General features: G+C 63.6%; 15 protein-coding genes. 10 read left to right on the top strand and 5 right to left on the bottom strand.

The window, feature by feature from the left end; all coding sequences use genetic code 11:
- Positions 1-32 precede the first annotated feature (32 nt).
- Together A3OO_RS0101535 and A3OO_RS0101530 are read left to right on the top strand one after the other, a co-directional pair.
- Positions 33-1,316, top strand: coding sequence for a M16 family metallopeptidase (locus A3OO_RS0101535; protein ID WP_018406066.1), 1,284 nt, complete (start codon positions 33-35; stop codon positions 1,314-1,316).
- A gap of 46 nt (positions 1,317-1,362) precedes the next feature.
- Positions 1,363-3,408 (top strand): M3 family metallopeptidase, encoded by a 2,046-nt coding sequence (locus A3OO_RS0101530; RefSeq protein WP_040573343.1) that lies wholly within the window; start codon positions 1,363-1,365, stop codon positions 3,406-3,408.
- Positions 3,409-3,752: 344 nt separating this feature from the next.
- On the opposite strand, the gene A3OO_RS20955 is transcribed toward A3OO_RS0101530, so the two are convergent.
- The 3 genes from A3OO_RS20955 to fabI form a co-directional block, all read right to left on the bottom strand.
- The gene (locus A3OO_RS20955) at positions 3,753-4,319 is read right to left on the bottom strand and encodes a hypothetical protein (protein ID WP_018406064.1); all 567 of its coding nucleotides are present in this window, start codon (positions 4,317-4,319) and stop codon (positions 3,753-3,755) included.
- A gap of 78 nt (positions 4,320-4,397) precedes the next feature.
- The gene (locus A3OO_RS20950) at positions 4,398-4,766 is read right to left on the bottom strand and encodes a helix-turn-helix domain-containing protein (RefSeq protein WP_245257073.1); all 369 of its coding nucleotides are present in this window, start codon (positions 4,764-4,766) and stop codon (positions 4,398-4,400) included.
- Between the two features lie 144 nt (positions 4,767-4,910).
- On the bottom strand, positions 4,911-5,771 hold the full coding sequence (fabI, locus tag A3OO_RS0101510) for an enoyl-ACP reductase FabI (protein WP_018406062.1): 861 nt from the start codon (positions 5,769-5,771) through the stop codon (positions 4,911-4,913).
- Positions 5,772-5,988: 217 nt separating this feature from the next.
- Here fabI and A3OO_RS0101505 point away from each other — a divergent pair, with 217 nt between their 5' ends.
- Both A3OO_RS0101505 and A3OO_RS0101500 read left to right on the top strand, forming a co-directional pair.
- Positions 5,989-6,489, top strand: a complete 501-nt coding sequence (locus A3OO_RS0101505) for a DNA-directed RNA polymerase sigma-70 factor (RefSeq protein ID WP_026222585.1) — start codon at positions 5,989-5,991, stop codon at positions 6,487-6,489.
- A 5-nt stretch (positions 6,490-6,494) separates the two neighbouring features.
- Entirely contained in the window at positions 6,495-7,388 is an 894-nt protein-coding gene (locus A3OO_RS0101500; RefSeq protein WP_018406060.1) for an anti-sigma factor family protein, read from the top strand.
- A gap of 9 nt (positions 7,389-7,397) precedes the next feature.
- On the opposite strand, the gene A3OO_RS0101495 is transcribed toward A3OO_RS0101500, so the two are convergent.
- Together A3OO_RS0101495 and A3OO_RS0101490 are read right to left on the bottom strand one after the other, a co-directional pair.
- Positions 7,398-8,402 (bottom strand): DnaJ C-terminal domain-containing protein, encoded by a 1,005-nt coding sequence (locus A3OO_RS0101495; protein WP_018406059.1) that lies wholly within the window; start codon positions 8,400-8,402, stop codon positions 7,398-7,400.
- 120 nt (positions 8,403-8,522) lie between these two features.
- Positions 8,523-9,290: an enoyl-CoA hydratase-related protein gene (locus A3OO_RS0101490; protein ID WP_018406058.1), complete on the bottom strand. Its 768-nt coding sequence runs from the start codon at positions 9,288-9,290 to the stop codon at positions 8,523-8,525.
- Positions 9,291-9,491: 201 nt separating this feature from the next.
- Here A3OO_RS0101490 and A3OO_RS0101485 point away from each other — a divergent pair, with 201 nt between their 5' ends.
- From A3OO_RS0101485 to A3OO_RS0101455, 6 genes are all read left to right on the top strand, one after another.
- Positions 9,492-10,196, top strand: a complete 705-nt coding sequence (locus A3OO_RS0101485; RefSeq protein WP_156824886.1) for a CDP-alcohol phosphatidyltransferase family protein — start codon at positions 9,492-9,494, stop codon at positions 10,194-10,196.
- Between the two features lie 292 nt (positions 10,197-10,488).
- Positions 10,489-10,662, top strand: a complete 174-nt coding sequence (locus A3OO_RS23385) for a hypothetical protein (RefSeq protein WP_156824721.1) — start codon at positions 10,489-10,491, stop codon at positions 10,660-10,662.
- Between the two features lie 196 nt (positions 10,663-10,858).
- The gene (locus tag A3OO_RS0101475) at positions 10,859-12,040 is read left to right on the top strand and encodes a polysaccharide biosynthesis/export family protein (protein ID WP_342446750.1); all 1,182 of its coding nucleotides are present in this window, start codon (positions 10,859-10,861) and stop codon (positions 12,038-12,040) included.
- 206 nt (positions 12,041-12,246) lie between these two features.
- Positions 12,247-12,996: a CDP-alcohol phosphatidyltransferase family protein gene (locus A3OO_RS0101470; RefSeq protein WP_018406054.1), complete on the top strand. Its 750-nt coding sequence runs from the start codon at positions 12,247-12,249 to the stop codon at positions 12,994-12,996.
- Between the two features lie 150 nt (positions 12,997-13,146).
- Positions 13,147-14,133: a hopanoid-associated sugar epimerase gene (gene hpnA / locus A3OO_RS0101465; protein ID WP_018406053.1), complete on the top strand. Its 987-nt coding sequence runs from the start codon at positions 13,147-13,149 to the stop codon at positions 14,131-14,133.
- 300 nt (positions 14,134-14,433) lie between these two features.
- The gene (locus tag A3OO_RS0101455; protein WP_051080336.1) at positions 14,434-15,774 is read left to right on the top strand and encodes a glycosyltransferase family 4 protein; all 1,341 of its coding nucleotides are present in this window, start codon (positions 14,434-14,436) and stop codon (positions 15,772-15,774) included.
- Positions 15,775-15,888 lie beyond the last annotated feature (114 nt).

Here is a 15,888-nt window from a genome sequence, read left to right as displayed (position 1 = left end):
AAACCTACCGCCGACCTCCGTTAGGAACTGAAATGACCGCTCACGCGCCCATCGTCACCATCGCCTCCCGCGCCGAACATGTGCAGCGGATCACGACGCCGGCCGGCCTTGAGGCCTGGCTCGTGGAAAGCCACGCCGTGCCGCTCGTCGCGCTCGAATTCGCGATCCTCGGGGGCGCGTCGCAGGATCCTCGCGAGAAGCCCGGACTGGCGACGCTGCTCGCGGCGACGCTCGATGAAGGCGCCGGCCCTTATGACGCGCGCGGCTTCCATCGCGCCATCGACGATCTCGCGATTCATATTGGCTTTGGCGCCGATCGCGACGCGATCTCTGGCCATTTGCAGACTCTCTCTCGCAATGTCGACAAGGCGTTCGGCCTCTTGAAGCTCGCGCTCAACGATGCGCGGCTCGAAGCCGGCGACGTCGCGCGCGTGCGCAGCCAACTCGCCGCGGAATTGAAGCGCGACGCCAATGACCCCGACTCGATGGCGTCGAAAGCCTTCCGCGAAGCGGCCTTCCCGAACCATCCCTATGGGCGCCCGGTGCGCGGCGATCTTGCGTCGATCGACACGCTCACGCGCGAAGACCTCATCGCCCTGCGCGAACGGCTCATCGCGAGACGCGATCTCAAGATCGGCGTCGTCGGCGCGATCGACGCGACGACGCTCTCGGATCTGCTCGACGCGACGTTCGGCGGGCTGGCGCTGCAAAACGATCTCGCGCCCGTCCCGGAGATTGAAGTCGCCAATGTCGGCATGCGCCAAGTCGTCGATCTTGACGTGCCGCAATCGACGATCCGCTTTGGACGCCCGTCGATCACCAAGCACGATCCCGACTATTACGCCGTCGTCGTCGCCAATCACATTCTGGGCGGCGGCACCTTCACGTCGCGGCTGTTCCGCGAGGTGCGCGAAAAGCGCGGCATGGCCTATTCGGTCTATTCGCATCTCAACGAATATGACCATTGCCCGATGTTGATCGGCGCCGCCGCGACCAAGAACGAGCGCGCCGGCGAAGCGATCGGCGTGATCCAGGAAGAGTTCAGAAACTTCGTCGCCGACGGTCCGACCGAAGACGAATTGGACAAGGCGAAGAAATTTCTCATCGGCTCCTATGCGCTGCGCTTCGACACGTCGACGAAGATCGCGAGCCAGCTCGTCAATCTGCAGCTCGATGGTTTCGAGCCGAGTTTCCTTGACGAGCGCAATGGCCGGATCGCCGCGGTGACGATGGAGGATTGTCAGCGCGGCGCGAAGCGGCTCCTCGGCGACGGCGATCTGCTGGTGACGGTGGTGGGCAAGCCGGCGGGGGTGTAGCGGCCGGCCACGCCGCCGCTGGTCGGCATCTTGCTAAGAGATTGTCATGGATAACCCTCTCCTTATGGCCTGGAGCGGCCCTTTCGGCCTGCCGCCTTTCAACGCGGTCGCGCCCGCGCATTTCCGCGAGGCGTTCGAAACGGCCTTCGCCCAGCACAAGGCGGAGATCGACGGCATCGCCAATGACCCGTCGCCGCCGACCTTCGACAATGTCATCGGCGCGCTGGAGCGGGCGGGGCGGCTTCTCACCGATGTCGGCGCGGTCTTCTGGAATCTCGCCGCCACAGACACGACGCCCGAATTGCAGGCGATCGAGCGCGATATGGCCGGCGCCTTTTCGCGTCACTCCAGCGACATCTCCATGAATCCCGCGCTGTTTCGCCGGATCGAGGCGCTTTACGAGACGCGCGAGGCGATTGATTTGACGCCGGAGCAGCGCCGCGTTCTCGAACTGACCTATAAGAACTTCGTGCGCGCCGGCGCGAAGCTGAACGACGTCGACAAGGCGCGTCTCAAAGCGATCCTCGAGCGGCTGGCGGGCCTCTCGACGCAGTTTTCGCAGAATGTGCTGGCCGATGAATCATCATGGCTGCTGCTGCTCGACAAAAGCGATCTCGACGGCCTCTCGCCCGACTTTCGCGCCGGCGCTTCGCGCATTGCGGCGGAGCGTGGATCGCCCGGCAAATATGGCGTCACGCTGTCGCGCTCCAGCGCCGAAGTCTTTCTGCAAAGCTCGACGCGGCGCGATCTGCGCGAGACGGTGTTTCGCGCCTGGGCGAGCCGCGGCGAGAATGCGGGCGCGACCGACAACCGCCCGCTCATCCGCGAAATCCTGCAATTGCGCGAAGAGCGCGCGAAGTTGCTCGGCTTCGACAGTTTCGCCGCTTTCAAACTCGACGACTCCATGGCGAAGACGCCGGCCGCCGTGCGCGAACTGATCGATCGCGTCTGGGCGCCGGCGCTGACGCGCGCCGCTGAGGAGCGCGCGCAGATCCAGGCGATGGTCGAAGAAGAGGGCGCGAATTTCAACGTCGCGGCGCATGACAGGCGCTATTACGCCGAGCGCGTGCGCGCGAAGCGCTACGATCTCGATCAGGCCGCGCTGCGTCCCTATTTCCAGCTCGACAACATGATCGCCGCGGCGTTCGACGTCGCGCAAAAACTCTTCGGCCTGCGCTTCGTCGAGCAGAAGGGCTTGTCGCTCTACCATCCGGATGTGCGCGCCTTCGATGTGCTGGACAGCAACGGCAAGCATGTCGCGCTGTTCCTTGCCGATTATTTTGCGCGGCCGTCGAAGCGGGGCGGCGCCTGGATGTCGGACTTCCGCGCGCAGCACAAGCTCGTTGGCGAAACCAGGCCGATCATCGTCAATGTGATGAATTTCACCAAAGGCGCCGACGGCGCGCCAACGCTGCTCAGCCTCGACGACGCTCGCACGCTGTTCCACGAATTCGGCCATGGCTTGCATGGCATGCTGTCGGACGTGACCTATCCTTCGGTCGCGGGCACCAATGTCGCGCGCGATTTCGTCGAGCTGCCCTCGCAGCTATACGAGCACTGGCTGCTGGAGCCGGCGGTGCTGAAGACCTTCGCGCTTCATGCCGAGACGGGCGCGCCCATTCCCGATGATCTCGTCGCGCGCATCACCGCCTCGCGCCATTTCAATCAGGGCTTCGCGACGGTCGAGTTCTGCGCCTCGGCCCATGTCGATCTCGACATTCACGCGCAAAGCGTCGCGCCGGATTTCGACGCCGGCGCCTTCGAGGCGGACAGCCTCGCGCGAATTTCCATGCCGCCGGAAATCGTCATGCGGCACCGCCTGCCGCATTTCTCGCATATCTTCTCCGGCGACGGTTATTCGGCGGGCTATTACAGCTATCTCTGGGCCGAAGTGCTCGACGCCGACGCTTTCGAAGCCTTCAAGGAGACGGGCGACCCCTTCGCGCCCGAGGTCGCGCAGCGCCTGCACGATCACATCTACGCCGCGGGCGGAAGGCAGGACGCGGCGGACGCCTATGTGGCCTTTCGCGGGCGGATGCCGACGGTGGAGCCGCTGCTACGGCAACGGGGATTTGCGGAGCCGGCGGGGTAGCAGACCTCGCGCGTTGCAGTAACGAAGAAACTGGCGAGCGCGGATTCGTTTCGGCGAACACGTTAATCATCGCCGAGGTCTGGCTAGGAGGAATTGGACAAGGCCGATAGTTCCTCATCGGCGCTTCGACGCTTAGACGAAGATCGCGAGCCAGCTGGTCAAATCTGCAATTCGATGGATTCGAGCCGAGCTTCCTCGATGAGCGCAACGGCCGCGTCGCCGCAGTGACGATGGAGGAATGCATGCGCGCCACGCGGCGGCTGTTGGGCGACGGCGATCTGCCGGTGAGGTGTGAGAAGGATTCTGCTCCCACACAGCTGTAAGCATTTCGCACTCTGCAAGAGCTACTTTCGCATAGTGTTCCGTCCATCGTTCTCGACAACGACTGCGCTCCCACTCCCGACGCCAAACGAAAACAGCGATTCTTTTGGCTTCGGGCGCGCGGCATGTACTGTCTTCAGAACTTCTTCAACGTCGACTCGCGCGCGTTCGGCAAAGTCTTTGGTTCGAATGAGGCGTTCCCAGTTCGCTAAAGGCCTTTGGCCTAGCCGAGCGTCTGCATGCTTGGCATCACATAGGAAAGGCTGAGGTTCGATCTGCTCAGTTTTGCCGTGAGCCATTAGGTTCCTGAAATCTTGCAGTTGGGTAAGTGTTTGCACGGGCCGTTTGCCGGCCTCTCCATGAAAGTCCACCTTTAGAAGTTCGCAAATGAGGTTGAACTTCTTTGGCGGCGGCAAAGGCTCAACACTTTCCCAACAAGCTATCAAGCTCTTGCCAACGTGATTGAGATAAGCCTCGAACGCAAAAGCAGTTAAAACGATGCTGGAAAGAAATTGCCAGGAGGAGCCTTTCTCGTTCTCAATACCTCTCTCCAAGACGCACTTCGATGCGTGCCAAAGCTCCGCATACATGTGGACGGTCTTTTTTTGCGTTATCCGGACTTGAGCTGGTTTTTTCGTCACCGCCAAGAAGCCTGTGCAATGATTTCTCTAAGACGCCGGTGTGTAGCGAAGCCTTCGGTGAGCCAGGGTTCTCATACCAATTCCAACCGCAATTGACGGCCAAGCACTTTGGCCGCTCGTATAAGCGTTTCGAGCGTCGCTGCTATTCTTTGGGTCGAGCAAGCGGTCAATTTGCGCGCGGCTGGTCTCAATCATCTCGGCCATGCGCTCCTTGGTGATGCCCTTCTTCTTCATTTCGGCGGCGAGCTGTTGCGCAAGCACTTCCTTGATGGCGGCGGCCGTGACTTCCTCGCGGATGTCCTGCTCGTCGAGCCAGCTTTCGAAGGTCGAGCCAACATGCGGGTTAGTTTGCTTCGTCATGACAATAACTCGCCATTCAACGGCGCAGCGTTTCACGGAATCAAAATAGCAATAACGCGCTTTCGCGCAAAGACGCTCTCAAAAATCTGTGGCAGTACGATCACTGCAGCGCCGGCGACCGACAGGGATCGCATGGCGTGGATGCTCGCGACGCGCGCGGGCATGACGCGGCGTGGCGCCTTACTTCTGCTGCGGCAGCAGCGCCAGCAGATCCGCCATTTTCGGCGCGGCGCTCGGATTCATCATGCCCACCACATGATAGCCGGCGTCGACATGCAGCACTTCGCCCGAAACGCCGCGCGCCATCGGCGACAGCAGATAGACCGCCGTCTCGCCCACTTCCTCGATCGTCACGACCCGGCGCAGCGGCGAATTATATTCGTTCCAGCGCAGGATATAGCGGAAGTCGCCGATGCCCGAGGCCGCCATGGTCTTGATCGGCCCGGCCGAAATCGCGTTGACGCGGATGTTTTTGACGCCGAGATCGGCGGCGAGATAGCGCACCGACGCCTCCAGCGCCGCCTTCGCCACGCCCATCACATTATAATGCGGCATCCATTTTTCGGCGCCGTAATAGGTGAGCGTTAAGAGCGAGCCGCCATCCGTCATCAGCTTCTCGGCGCGCTGCGCGATCGCGGTGAAGGAGTAGCAGGAGATGTTCAGCGACATCTGGAAGTTTTCCAGCGTCGTCTCGACATAGCGCCCGTCGAGCTGGTCCTTGTCGGAATAGGCGAGGCAATGCACGACGAAATCGAGCCGGCCCCAGAGCTTTTCGATCTCGGCGAAGACCGCGTCCATCGTCTCCGGCTCGGCGACGTCGCAGCGCCCGATGACGGTCGCGCCGATGTCCGCCGCCAGCGGCCGCACGCGCTTTTCCAGCGCTTCGATCTGATAGGTGAGCGCCAGATCGGCGCCGGCGTCGGCGCAGGCCTTGGCGATTCCCCAGGCGATCGAGCGATTATTGGCGACGCCCAGGATGAGCCCCTTCTTGCCCTTGAGCAATCCGGCGAAAAGGGCGGCAGGCGCAGCTTGCTGTGTCATGCGTGTCTATATCCTGGGCAAAGAAGGGCTCGGCGGCTCGCGCCGTTTAGCGTGGTTTGGGCGCAAAGGAAACCCTCGCGCCACAGGCGGCGGCGGATGTGAAATCGCACGCGCCAGAACGGCCAAGCATAGCCAATTGCGCGGCGATGCCCTATCATTCGAAAGGAAACGTCATTGGCTTCGCAGACTGGCGAGAAGACCGAGCGGAGCGGGCCGCATGGGCAGAAGAGCCGATATCATAGCGGATCTGGGCGGAGCGACTCCGGCCCTGAGACGCTATGCGCGCGCCCTCTGCGCCGGCGCAGGCCCGGCCATCGCCGACGATCTCGTGCAAAGCGCGCTGCAGTCGGTCGGCGCGCGGATCCGGTCGCGTGAGCTGCGCCCCGCCGATCTCGCCGAAGCGCGAATCGAAGCCTATGCGGCGCTCGTCGCGCTGGCTCAGAAAAAGCTCGCCAATGCGCCAGGTCCAGCGTCGCGCCACCCGCCGGTCGTGCACGGGCTTGCAAGTCTTTGCTTCGACGAGCGCGCCATGCTGCTGCTCGTTTCGCTCGAGGGCTTCGGCTATGACGCCTCCGCGCGCATCGTCGGCGCGAGCCGGGAAACGGCGCTGGCGCGTCTGATGCGCGCCCGCGCGACGCTCGGCGCCGAGGGTTTGCGGCCCGTCGCGTCGTCGGAGGGCGCCCGCCGCGCCGCTTCGCATCTGCGGGTCGTGAAGTAGCGCCGATGACGCCCTCGGCCCTGATCGAAGAAGCCGATCTGCACGCCCTCGTCGACGGCGAACTCGACCCCGAGCGGCGGCGCAAGGTCGAAGACCATCTCCTGCAGCATCCCGAGGACGCCGCGCTCGTTGAAGGCTGGCGGCGACAGAACGCGGCGCTGCGCGCCGCTTTTGAGCCGGTGGCGCTTGAGACGCCGCCGCTGTCGCTGCGGGAGGCGGCGGCGCGCCCGCCGGCCCCGCCCGCCGGTCAGGGGCCGATCGAAACCGGCGCCATCCATTGGGGGCGACCGGGCGCGGCGCCGCGTCCGACGCGCAAGCTCGACGAAATCCGCGCCAGCCGGCGGCGGCAGGCGCTCGCGTCGACCCTGCTGACGCTCATCGCCGGCGCGGCCGTCGCCGCGGCGGCGTTGCTGTTTCTGGCAAGCCGTCCCCCGGCGCAGAGCCCGACGACGCGCGCCATCGCCGCCACGAGCTATGCCGCACGGGCCGGCTTGACCTACGCGACTTACATCCTTGACCCGCGACCCGTGGAGGTCGAGGCCAGCCGGCGCGGCGAACTTCTCGCGTGGCTTCAGGAGCGCGTCGGGTTTTCACGCGCGCCGGATTTGAGCGGCGTTGGATTGCGGCTGCTTGGCGGACGCGTCGCGCCCGGCGTCGCGGCGCCGGCGGCGTTTCTCGTCTATGAGCGCGACGATGGTGGGCGGGTCGGTCTTTATTTCGAGCGGGCGGAGGCCCTCGCCGCGCCGGCGGGCCAGCGCGGTCAGGGCGTTTCGGTCATCGAATGGCGGGCTGGCGGCTTCGCCTTCGTGCTCGTTGGCGCCTTGGCGCCCGAAGCGATGCAGGCCGCTGCGGAAGCGGCCGCCGCCGCAGTCGCGACGACGCCAGCCGAGGCTAAATAATCGAGATTTTCAAGCCATTTTGGCGCGCGGATCATAGGGCTGCGCGTCGCGCCATTCCCGCATCCGCGCGTCGAGATCGCTCGACGCCGTTTCCGGCAGCATGATCCTCAGCGAGACATAGAGGTCGCCGGCTATTTTGCCGTCGCTCGCGGGAAGGCCTTTGCCGCGCAGCCGCAGCACGCGCCCACTGTTGGAGTGCGGAGGGATGCTTAGCTCCACCTTGCCGTCCAGCGTCGGGGTCTCGACACGTCCGCCGAGCGCGGCTTCATAAACCGTGACCGGCAGCTCCAGCCGCAAATCGCGGCCATCCAGCTTGAAGTGCGGATGGGGCGCGACCTTCACGGTGATCAGCGCGTCGCCGGGTTCGCCCCCCATGGAGCCGGGCTGGCCCTGGCCGCGCAGACGGATCTGCTTGCCGTCTTCGATTCCCGCCGGAATTTTGACTTCCAGCGTGCGGCCGCTGGGCAGGATGACGCGGGCCGAGCCGCCGTGAGCGACCGTTTCGAGCGGCACGGTGGCGGTGGCGACGACATCGTCGCCTCGGGTCGGCTGCGGGCCGGCGCGACGGCGTCCGCCGGCGCCGAAGAGATCCGCGAAGAGGTCGGAAGGGTCGAAGCCCGCGCGCCCGCCGCCGCCGGGCGCCTCATTGCCGAAGTGAAACTCGAAATGCTGATCGCCGCCGGGCGCGCCGCCGCCAGGCGCGCCGCCCGTTCGCCAGCCGCGGGTGAAACCGCCGGGGCCGGCGCCGGCGCCAGCGCCCGCGCCGAAGCCCTCGAAGCCGGTGAAGCGGGGTTTCCCGTCCGGACCGATCTCGCCTTTGTCGAACTGCGCCTTCTTCTTCTCGTCGCCGACGATTTCATAGGCGGAGTTGATTTCCGTGAATCGCTCCTTGGCTTTCGTGTCGTCCTTGTTGCGGTCAGGGTGGAATTTCTTGGCGAGCTGGCGATAGGCCTTCTTGATTTCGGCGTGACTCGCCGATTTGGGCACGCCGAGAACGTCGTAAGGATCGCGCATAATTTTCCCATCAGCCCATGTGAGCGCCCGCCCTTGGCGGCGCGGGCGCGTATGTCCGCCCTATTATTTGGGAGAAGCGCGTTCGCAACGCAAGCGGCGCAGGTCGCGCCGCGCTGAAGGCTAACGCGACTTCGAAGCGAAAAAGGCGGCGAAGCGCCCGCGCGCTTCTGGCGACGTCAGCGCCTTGGCGAAAAGCGCGGCTTCCGCGTCGATGCGCGCCAGTATGTTCTTCGGCTCGCCGCGCATCAGCCGCCGCGCCGCGAGAAGCGCCTCACGGGGTTTCGCCGCCAGGCGGCGCGCGGCCTCCGTCGCAAGGTCGAGGACGTCTTCCGGGGAGGCGAGAGCGTTAACGAGACCGAGACGGAAGGCTTCCGCGCCGTCGAAACTCTCGCCGAGCAACAGATATTGGGACGCCTTGGCCATCCCGAACCGCAGCGGGACCAGCAGGCTGGCGCCACCCTCCGGCGGCAGCGCCAGATCGATGAACGGCATTTTGAAACGCGCCTCTGGGCTGGCGTAGACGAGGTCGCAGTGGAAGAGCAGGGTGGTCCCCACGCCGACGGCGTCCCCGGTCACGGCGGCGACGAGCGGCTTCTCGAAGGCCGCCGCCGCGCGAACGAAGGTCAGAGCCGGAAATGTTTCTGCGCCAGGCTCAATATCTCGGCCAGGAGCAAAATCGCGAAAGTCGGCGAGATCATTGCCCGCAGTGAAATTGCCGCCCGCGCCGGCGAAGACGACGGCATGCACCGTCTCGTCTCGGGCCGCTCCATCAAGAGCGGCGATCAATGCGCGATACATGTCGCGGTTCAGCGCGTTCTTTTTTTCGGGGCGGTTCAGCAGCAGGCGCAGCACCCCGGCATCCCTCGAAACGATGATCTTTTCCGACATAAAGGTCTCCGGATCAGCTCGCTGCGGCGAGCGTCGCCAAAGTTTTGAAGGAATTCCCTGAGATAGGTTAAATGCGGCGCCAGGGCCGGAGATCATCGGCGACTTGCAGCAGCGCCGCAAGCGCGTAGATTTCAACGCTTGAGATTGTCGACGGCTGGGGCGCCGTTTTTCCGACCCCATAGCAGCAGAGGCATGCGCGTCATGAATTTCGGCGAGGTGGCCAATCGGCTATTTGGCGGTTCGCCCGGACGCGGGCAGAGCTTCCTCTACGCCACGGAACAACGCCTGGTCCAAAGCATGGCGCGGGCAGCGCCGCGCTGGATCGCGCCTGCGCATCTGTCGATGATCGGCGCGGGCGGCGCGGCGCTCGCGGCGGCGGCGCTGGTCGGCTGCCGCTCATGGCCCGAGTTGGTCTGGCTCGTGCCGCCGGCGATGTTCATCAACTGGTTCGGCCTGACGACGGATCTTCCGCTTGCGCGGCTGCGCGGCTGCGAACTGCCGGGCGCCGGCATGTCGCATCACGTATCTGAACTCTTCTCGCACATACTGCTCATCATCGCCTACGGATTTTCGCCGTTTCTGACGCTGCGCGCTGCTGCGGCGGTGCTCGTCTGCTACCTGCTATTCTCCTCCTATGGCTACATTCGCGCCGCGACGCGCCACGTTCAGCAGATGGCGTACATTGGTCTGGGCGTAACGGAGTTTCGCATACTTCTGGCCTTCTGGCCTTTCGCCGCGATCGCGCTCGGCGTTCCCGCAAGTCAGCACGATCCCCTGCCGGCGATCGACGTCGCGGTGATCGGGCTGGCGCTGGTGGCGGTCCTCGGGCTGTTCGGCAAGCTGTTCAAGGACGGACGCCGGATCGCGGCCGCCTCCGCATCCGCGGCGCAAAGCAGCGACGAGTAATCGCTGGAACTTTCGTGAAGCGGGCGCATTTACCTTCATGCGCGCCGCTTTCGTGACGATGACAGTCATTGGAGTTCTGCTGGGAGCCGTTGGGGCAACCGCCAGCGCACGCTCCGCCTCCCCTTCTCCTTCAGCGCTTGAAGCGAGAGACGCGCCCGCGGCCTATACGAGCTGGCGTCTGAAAGTCGAAGCGGCGCGGCAACGCTATGAAGCCTTCGCCGCGCGTGCGGAATCCGAGCTGCGCGTGGGGCGGCCAACACGCGCTGGCGCGCCGACCTCGTTGGAGCCGCTCTTGGCGGCGCTTGACGATCCCACCCTTCGTTATAACGATCTGATCGTGACGCGAGGCGGCATTTTCGTATTTCATGGCGCCGAAGGCCAGCGCCACAGCCCGACCGATTTCGAGCGTCTCCCGGATGCCCGCGTGCGCGCGCTCTCGCTGAGAACCTTCGACAAAACTGATTGAAAAGTGGCGATTCGGGCGGTCCGGTTAACCATCCAAACGTTTTGGTAAAATTTTTACGATCCTTCACAAAACTGGTGGTATTTCCGCCATATAGCCGGCATATTGCGTTGGCCCGCACAAGCTCCCGGCGTCTCTGGGAGGGCTCTTCCTCTGTGTTCAATAATTCGCGCCGGCGGGCGCATATATTGGAGCGACTTTGACGATTGCCATTCCCCCGCTGCGGCTTTGCCTTGCGCTCGCTCTCGGATTGCAGCTGGCGGGGTGCTCGATTTTTCCGGCGGCAGGTCCATCCCGCAAGGACATTGTAGAGAGTATGGCGCCGACGTTGGCGACGCCGGAGCCGAGCTTCGCGCTTGTCGAGATCGACGGAAATTCGCTGGGCGTGCTCGCCCGCCGTGCGCCGCCGACATTGCGGGGCTACTTTGGCGATTACCGGCCTGCCGCCGCCCAAGCGATCGGAATTGGCGACTCGGTTCAAATCACTGTTTGGGAGGCCGCTTCCGGCGGATTGTTCTCGGCGCCCGTCGCCGATCGGATGAGCCCTGGATCTCGATCCGCCGCGATTCCGGACCAGATGGTCGGGCGCGACGGTTCGGTCACCGTGCCCTATGCCGGTCGCATCCAGGTCGCCGGCCGAAATCAGCAGGAAGTCGAGTCGGCCATCATTGAGCGGCTTCGCGGCAAGGCGATTGAACCGCAGGTCGTGGTCAATGTGACTCGCAACATCACCAACGCCGTCACGGTCACCGGCGAAGTCTCCAATGGTTCGCGCGTTCCGCTGACGCTCGGCGGCGATCGCATCATGGACGTCATCGCCGCGGCCGGCGGCTATCGCTCGCCAGTCCACGAAACCTTCGTGACCTTGACGCGCGGCAACCGCACGGCGCGGGCGCCCATTCAGGCGCTGCTCGTCAATCCTCGCGAAGACATCTATTTGCGGGCGGGCGACATTTTGACCGTCGAGCGCACGCCGCAGACGTTTACCGTCATGGGGGCGACCGGGGCCAACGCGGTCGTTCCATTCGATGCACGCGGAATCACGCTCGAAGAGGCGATCGGCAGGTCCGGCGGCCTGACCGATTCACGCGCCGACCCCGATGGGGTTTTCATTCTGCGCTACGAGCCGGCAAGTCTCGCGCGCGAATATCCGCAGGTCTCGCCGCGTCTGCTTGCGCTTGGGCTGGTGCCGGTCGCCTATCACCTCAATCTTCGCGAACCGGCGGCGTTGTTTGCGGCGCGCCGCTTCCCCATTCGCGACAAAGACATTCTTTACGTCAGCAACGCCCCGTTCTCCGACATCAGCAAGCTTATGCAGCTCGTCGGTACGGTTGGGCAGCCGGCAATTCAGGGCGTCGCCGTCAGTCGATATTTGTACTGAGGGGCATAAAGCTTGCTTCGCATTCGAGACCGAAAGTGCGGGTGCATTCCAGCTTTTGAATTTGGGTTAATGCCGGTTAAGTTCGCAATATGTCATCGTTTTGCCTGTTTCGTCCGTAATAAAGCTGGGATATGATCGGTTGTTCGCTTGAGCGTCATCGGAAATTGCGCAGACGCTGACTTGTTGAACGCTTTTGAGGGGTTCTCGTGGCCAATCAGCGCATCAACCAAAGTTTTCTCGCGCTCAAGGAGCGCGCTGTGCTGTTGGCCCTGGTGCGGCGTTTGCCGGACTGGGCGACCCCGGATCATCTAACAGCGATCGGGTTGTTCGGCGCGGGCCTGACACTGCTCGGCTTCATCGGCTGTCACTGGTCCAATGGATTTCTCGTTCTGGTCGTTGGAGGCCTGTTTCTCAACTGGTTTGGCGATTCTCTCGATGGCACGCTTGCGCGGCATCGTTCGATCGAACGGCCGCATTATGGCTATTTCATCGACCATTCGTCCGATCTCATCGCTCAGACTCTGATCGTTGTCGGTCTCGGCGTGTCGCCTTATTTCACGCTCGGCTCATCGCTGCTGGTGCTCTCGCTCTATCTTCTGATGAGTTCCTACACCTATCTGAGGGTCGTCACGGAGCAGGTGCACCGGTTGTCTTACGGCGGCATGGGCGCGACGGAGTTTCGAATTCTCGTCGCGTCCTGGGCGCTTTTTGCAGCTTGGCTCGGTTCCAGCACGACGACGGCGCAGGCTTATGGCTTCGTGGTGCTGGATCTCGTGATCGGCGGCCTGTCCGGGTTGACCTTCCTTGGCTTCGTCGTCGTCATACAGAAGGATCTTGCGCGGATGCAGCGCGAGGAGCGCGAGATTATGGGATCGCTCCCGCCGGCGTTGGCGGCGCACGAGCCATCCATATTGGAATTGGATGATCAAAGTCTGATTGAGCCTGCCGCGAACTGACGGCCGCTGACGAGCGCATGGCCCGATCTAGACCTCACGAGGCCGCCGCCCATTTTCCGTGAAGCGGCATTCTCTGTCGATTTCATCAGCAAAGAGAGGCGAAGGAGTCTGGGCTCTTTAAGGGCGCTGGCGCTGGGGCAGGGAAGGAGCATGGTTTCTCGCGGAACGGTACTTGTCACGGGCGCAAGCGGTTTCATCGGCGGCGCTGTCGCGAGAGGTTTGCTGGCGGAAGGATTCTGCGTACGCGCGCTTCTGCGCGGATCGAGTTCGCGCGGCAACGTGCCGCCGGATTGCGAGATCGTCGAAGGCGACGTCACTGATCGCGAGAGCGTCCGGCGGGCCATGACCGGCGTCTCGACTCTCTTTCACCTTGCAGCGAACTATCGCCTTTGGGCTCCCGATCCAGAACCGGTGATGCGCGTCAATGTGAGCGGGACGGAGATCGTCATGCGCGAGGCGCTGCGAGCCGGCGTACAGCGCGTCGTGCATACGAGCAGCGTCGCGACGCTTGATCCCGATTCAGCGCCCTGCACAGAATTCAACCGGTTGATTCCAGAACGGGCGATCGGCGCGTACAAGCTGAGCAAAGTTCTTTCTGAGCGGTTGGTCGAAGGCATGATCCGAGATGAAGGACTGCCTGCCGTCATCGTGTGCCCCTCTGCGCCGCTCGGCTCCGGCGACGTGCGGCCGACGCCAACCGGCAGGATCGTCTGCGAGGCGATGCGCGGCGGCATGCCGGCCTACGTCGATACCGGACTCAACATCGTTCATGTGGAGGATGTCGCCGCGGGCCACATTGCCGCGATGAAAGTCGGCGGGATCGGCGAGCGCTATATTCTCGGAGGCGAGAATCTGACCTTGCGCGACCTGCTTGTTGAAATATCGCGGATCACCGGGCGGCCGCCGCCTTGGGCGAAATTGCCGCGCTGGCCGCTCATGCCGCTCGCCTACGCCAATGAAATCGTCGCGCGCTTTGCCGGCTCGGAGCCGTTTCTCAATCGGGAGAGCTTGCGGCTTTCGGGGAAGCGCATGTTCTTCGACGATTCTAAGGCGCGCCGCACGCTCGGCTACAAAACGCGGCCGCCAGCCGATGCAGTCGCCGATGCGGTGCGTTGGTTCGCTGGCCGCGGCGCCTAGAGCCGGAGTGGGTTCGATGCGGTTCTCCGGGATGAGCATGTGCAGCGCCGCGCTTGCGACGGCGGCTGCTTTCCTGACGTATGCGCAGCCGCTCGCCGCGCAAGCGATTCGAGGCTTCACCTATTGCGCGCCGCCGGCACGCCCCAGCTGCATCGAGACATCCGCCGCCGCACTCGCGATGGCCGCTTGTGATGAGGAAATGCAGCTCTTTACGAAAATGGTTTTTCGCTATCGGGAGTGTCTCGAAAGAGAAACGGAACGCGCTGTTCGAGAAGCCAATGAGGCGATCGAGATTTGGCGATGTCGTTTGGACGAGACGAAGTGTCGCAACTGACGTCGACGTCGACTGACGCGGCGCGCAGCACCGTCATCTATGACGTCACGAGAATCGTGACACGCGCGCTGAATGCGGCGCCAAATGGCATCGATCGCGTGGATTTCGCTCTCGCAAGACATTTTCTTGCGCGCAGCGCAGGCGAGCGTGGTGCGCTCATTTGTACGGCGATCGGCCCGCGCCTCGCCGATCCCGACAGCGCGCTGGAGACGATCGATGGCGTCGAAAGTCTCTGGCGCGAAGATGGCGACGCCGGGGAAGATGAGGTCTATCGCGCCGTCGTCGCGGCGCTGCTATCCAACGGCTCCGCTCGGGCCTCGATGACTCGCGTCAGAAGATCGCCGAATCTCTCTTTCCTTGAGCGAAACTGGCAGGCGATGCGGCGCTGGGCGCCCTATCTTGGAAGGCCAACGGGCGAAGCGCCGCGTGGCGCGATCTATTTCAACGTCACGCAATTTCTGATTGATCGAAGCTGGTATCTGCGCTGGCTGACGGCGCGGCCTGATGTGAAGCCTGTTTTCTTCGTCCATGACCTCCTTCCAATCGAGGCGCCGGAGTTCTTTCGCGCGAGAGAAGCGATGCTGCATCCCAGACGCATGAGCAATGTCTGCCGCTATGGCGCAGGCGTTGTCGTCGGATCGCAAGCCGTCGCCGGGCGCCTTCGTCAATTCGCCGCCGAATGCGGAAGGCCGGAACTGCCGATCTGCGTCGCCCGCCTGCCCGTATCGCCGGTCTTCTCGTCGCGCGCCGAGCCGCCAGCGGCGCTTGACGGCGTCAACTATTTCGTTGTTTGCGGCACGATCGAACCGCGCAAGAATCTTTTGACGCTGCTGAACGTATGGCGCGCGTTGGCGCGAGATAAGGCTCCGCCGAAGCTCGTCATTGTCGGCAAGCGCGGCTGGCTCAGCGCCGCCGTGATCGAAATGCTGGAACGAAGCGCCGCATTGCGTCCTCACGTCATTGAGGCAGGCGGACTTTCCACGCCGGGACTGCGCTGCCTGCTTGCCGGCGCGCGTGCGCTGCTCATGCCCTCTTTCGCAGAAGGCTTTGGTCTGCCCGTCGCAGAAGCGCTTGCGGCGGGAACGCCCGTCATCGCCTCTGACATCGAGGTCTTCCGCGAAGTCGGCGGCGACGCGATCGATTATGTCGATCCGCTCGACGGACTTGGATGGCTGCAAGCCGTTCGCGATTATTCGACGCCGCAGTCGCCGCGTCGTCGCGCGGCGCTCGCGCGCATCAGCAGAGGAGGCACCGCCGATCCCAATGTTTTTTTTGCAAAGATTGATGAGTTCATCGCGCAATTATAAGCCGCTTTGACGCCAACCAGAATTGACCCGCCGGCGCGGCGCGCGCATTGTTTCATTACTCCAAATGAGTCGCCCAGCGCGAGAACGACTCGGGAAGTAAGAGGTTTAATTTGA

The sequence above is a fragment of the Methylocystis rosea SV97 genome (assembly GCF_000372845.1).
Taxonomy (GTDB): Bacteria; Pseudomonadota; Alphaproteobacteria; order Rhizobiales; family Beijerinckiaceae; genus Methylocystis; species Methylocystis rosea.
This window is presented reverse-complemented; position numbering and strand designations above follow the sequence as displayed.

Bases quoted from the DNA above. Each gene is read 5' to 3' on its own strand.
- A3OO_RS0101485 (WP_156824886.1), top strand. From the start codon at position 9,492: ATGAATTTCGGCGAGGTGGCCAATCGGCTATTTGGCGGTTCGCCCGGA.
- fabI (WP_018406062.1), bottom strand. From the start codon at position 5,771: ATGACACAGCAAGCTGCGCCTGCCGCCCTTTTCGCCGGATTGCTCAAG.
- A3OO_RS0101535 (WP_018406066.1), top strand. From the start codon at position 33: ATGACCGCTCACGCGCCCATCGTCACCATCGCCTCCCGCGCCGAACAT.
- A3OO_RS20955 (WP_018406064.1), bottom strand. From the start codon at position 4,319: ATGTATGCGGAGCTTTGGCACGCATCGAAGTGCGTCTTGGAGAGAGGT.
- hpnA (WP_018406053.1), top strand. From the start codon at position 13,147: ATGGTTTCTCGCGGAACGGTACTTGTCACGGGCGCAAGCGGTTTCATC.
- A3OO_RS0101505 (WP_026222585.1), top strand. From the start codon at position 5,989: ATGGGCAGAAGAGCCGATATCATAGCGGATCTGGGCGGAGCGACTCCG.
- A3OO_RS0101500 (WP_018406060.1), top strand. From the start codon at position 6,495: ATGACGCCCTCGGCCCTGATCGAAGAAGCCGATCTGCACGCCCTCGTC.
- A3OO_RS0101490 (WP_018406058.1), bottom strand. From the start codon at position 9,290: ATGTCGGAAAAGATCATCGTTTCGAGGGATGCCGGGGTGCTGCGCCTG.
- A3OO_RS0101495 (WP_018406059.1), bottom strand. From the start codon at position 8,402: ATGCGCGATCCTTACGACGTTCTCGGCGTGCCCAAATCGGCGAGTCAC.
- A3OO_RS0101455 (WP_051080336.1), top strand. From the start codon at position 14,434: ATGTCGTTTGGACGAGACGAAGTGTCGCAACTGACGTCGACGTCGACT.
- A3OO_RS0101530 (WP_040573343.1), top strand. From the start codon at position 1,363: ATGGATAACCCTCTCCTTATGGCCTGGAGCGGCCCTTTCGGCCTGCCG.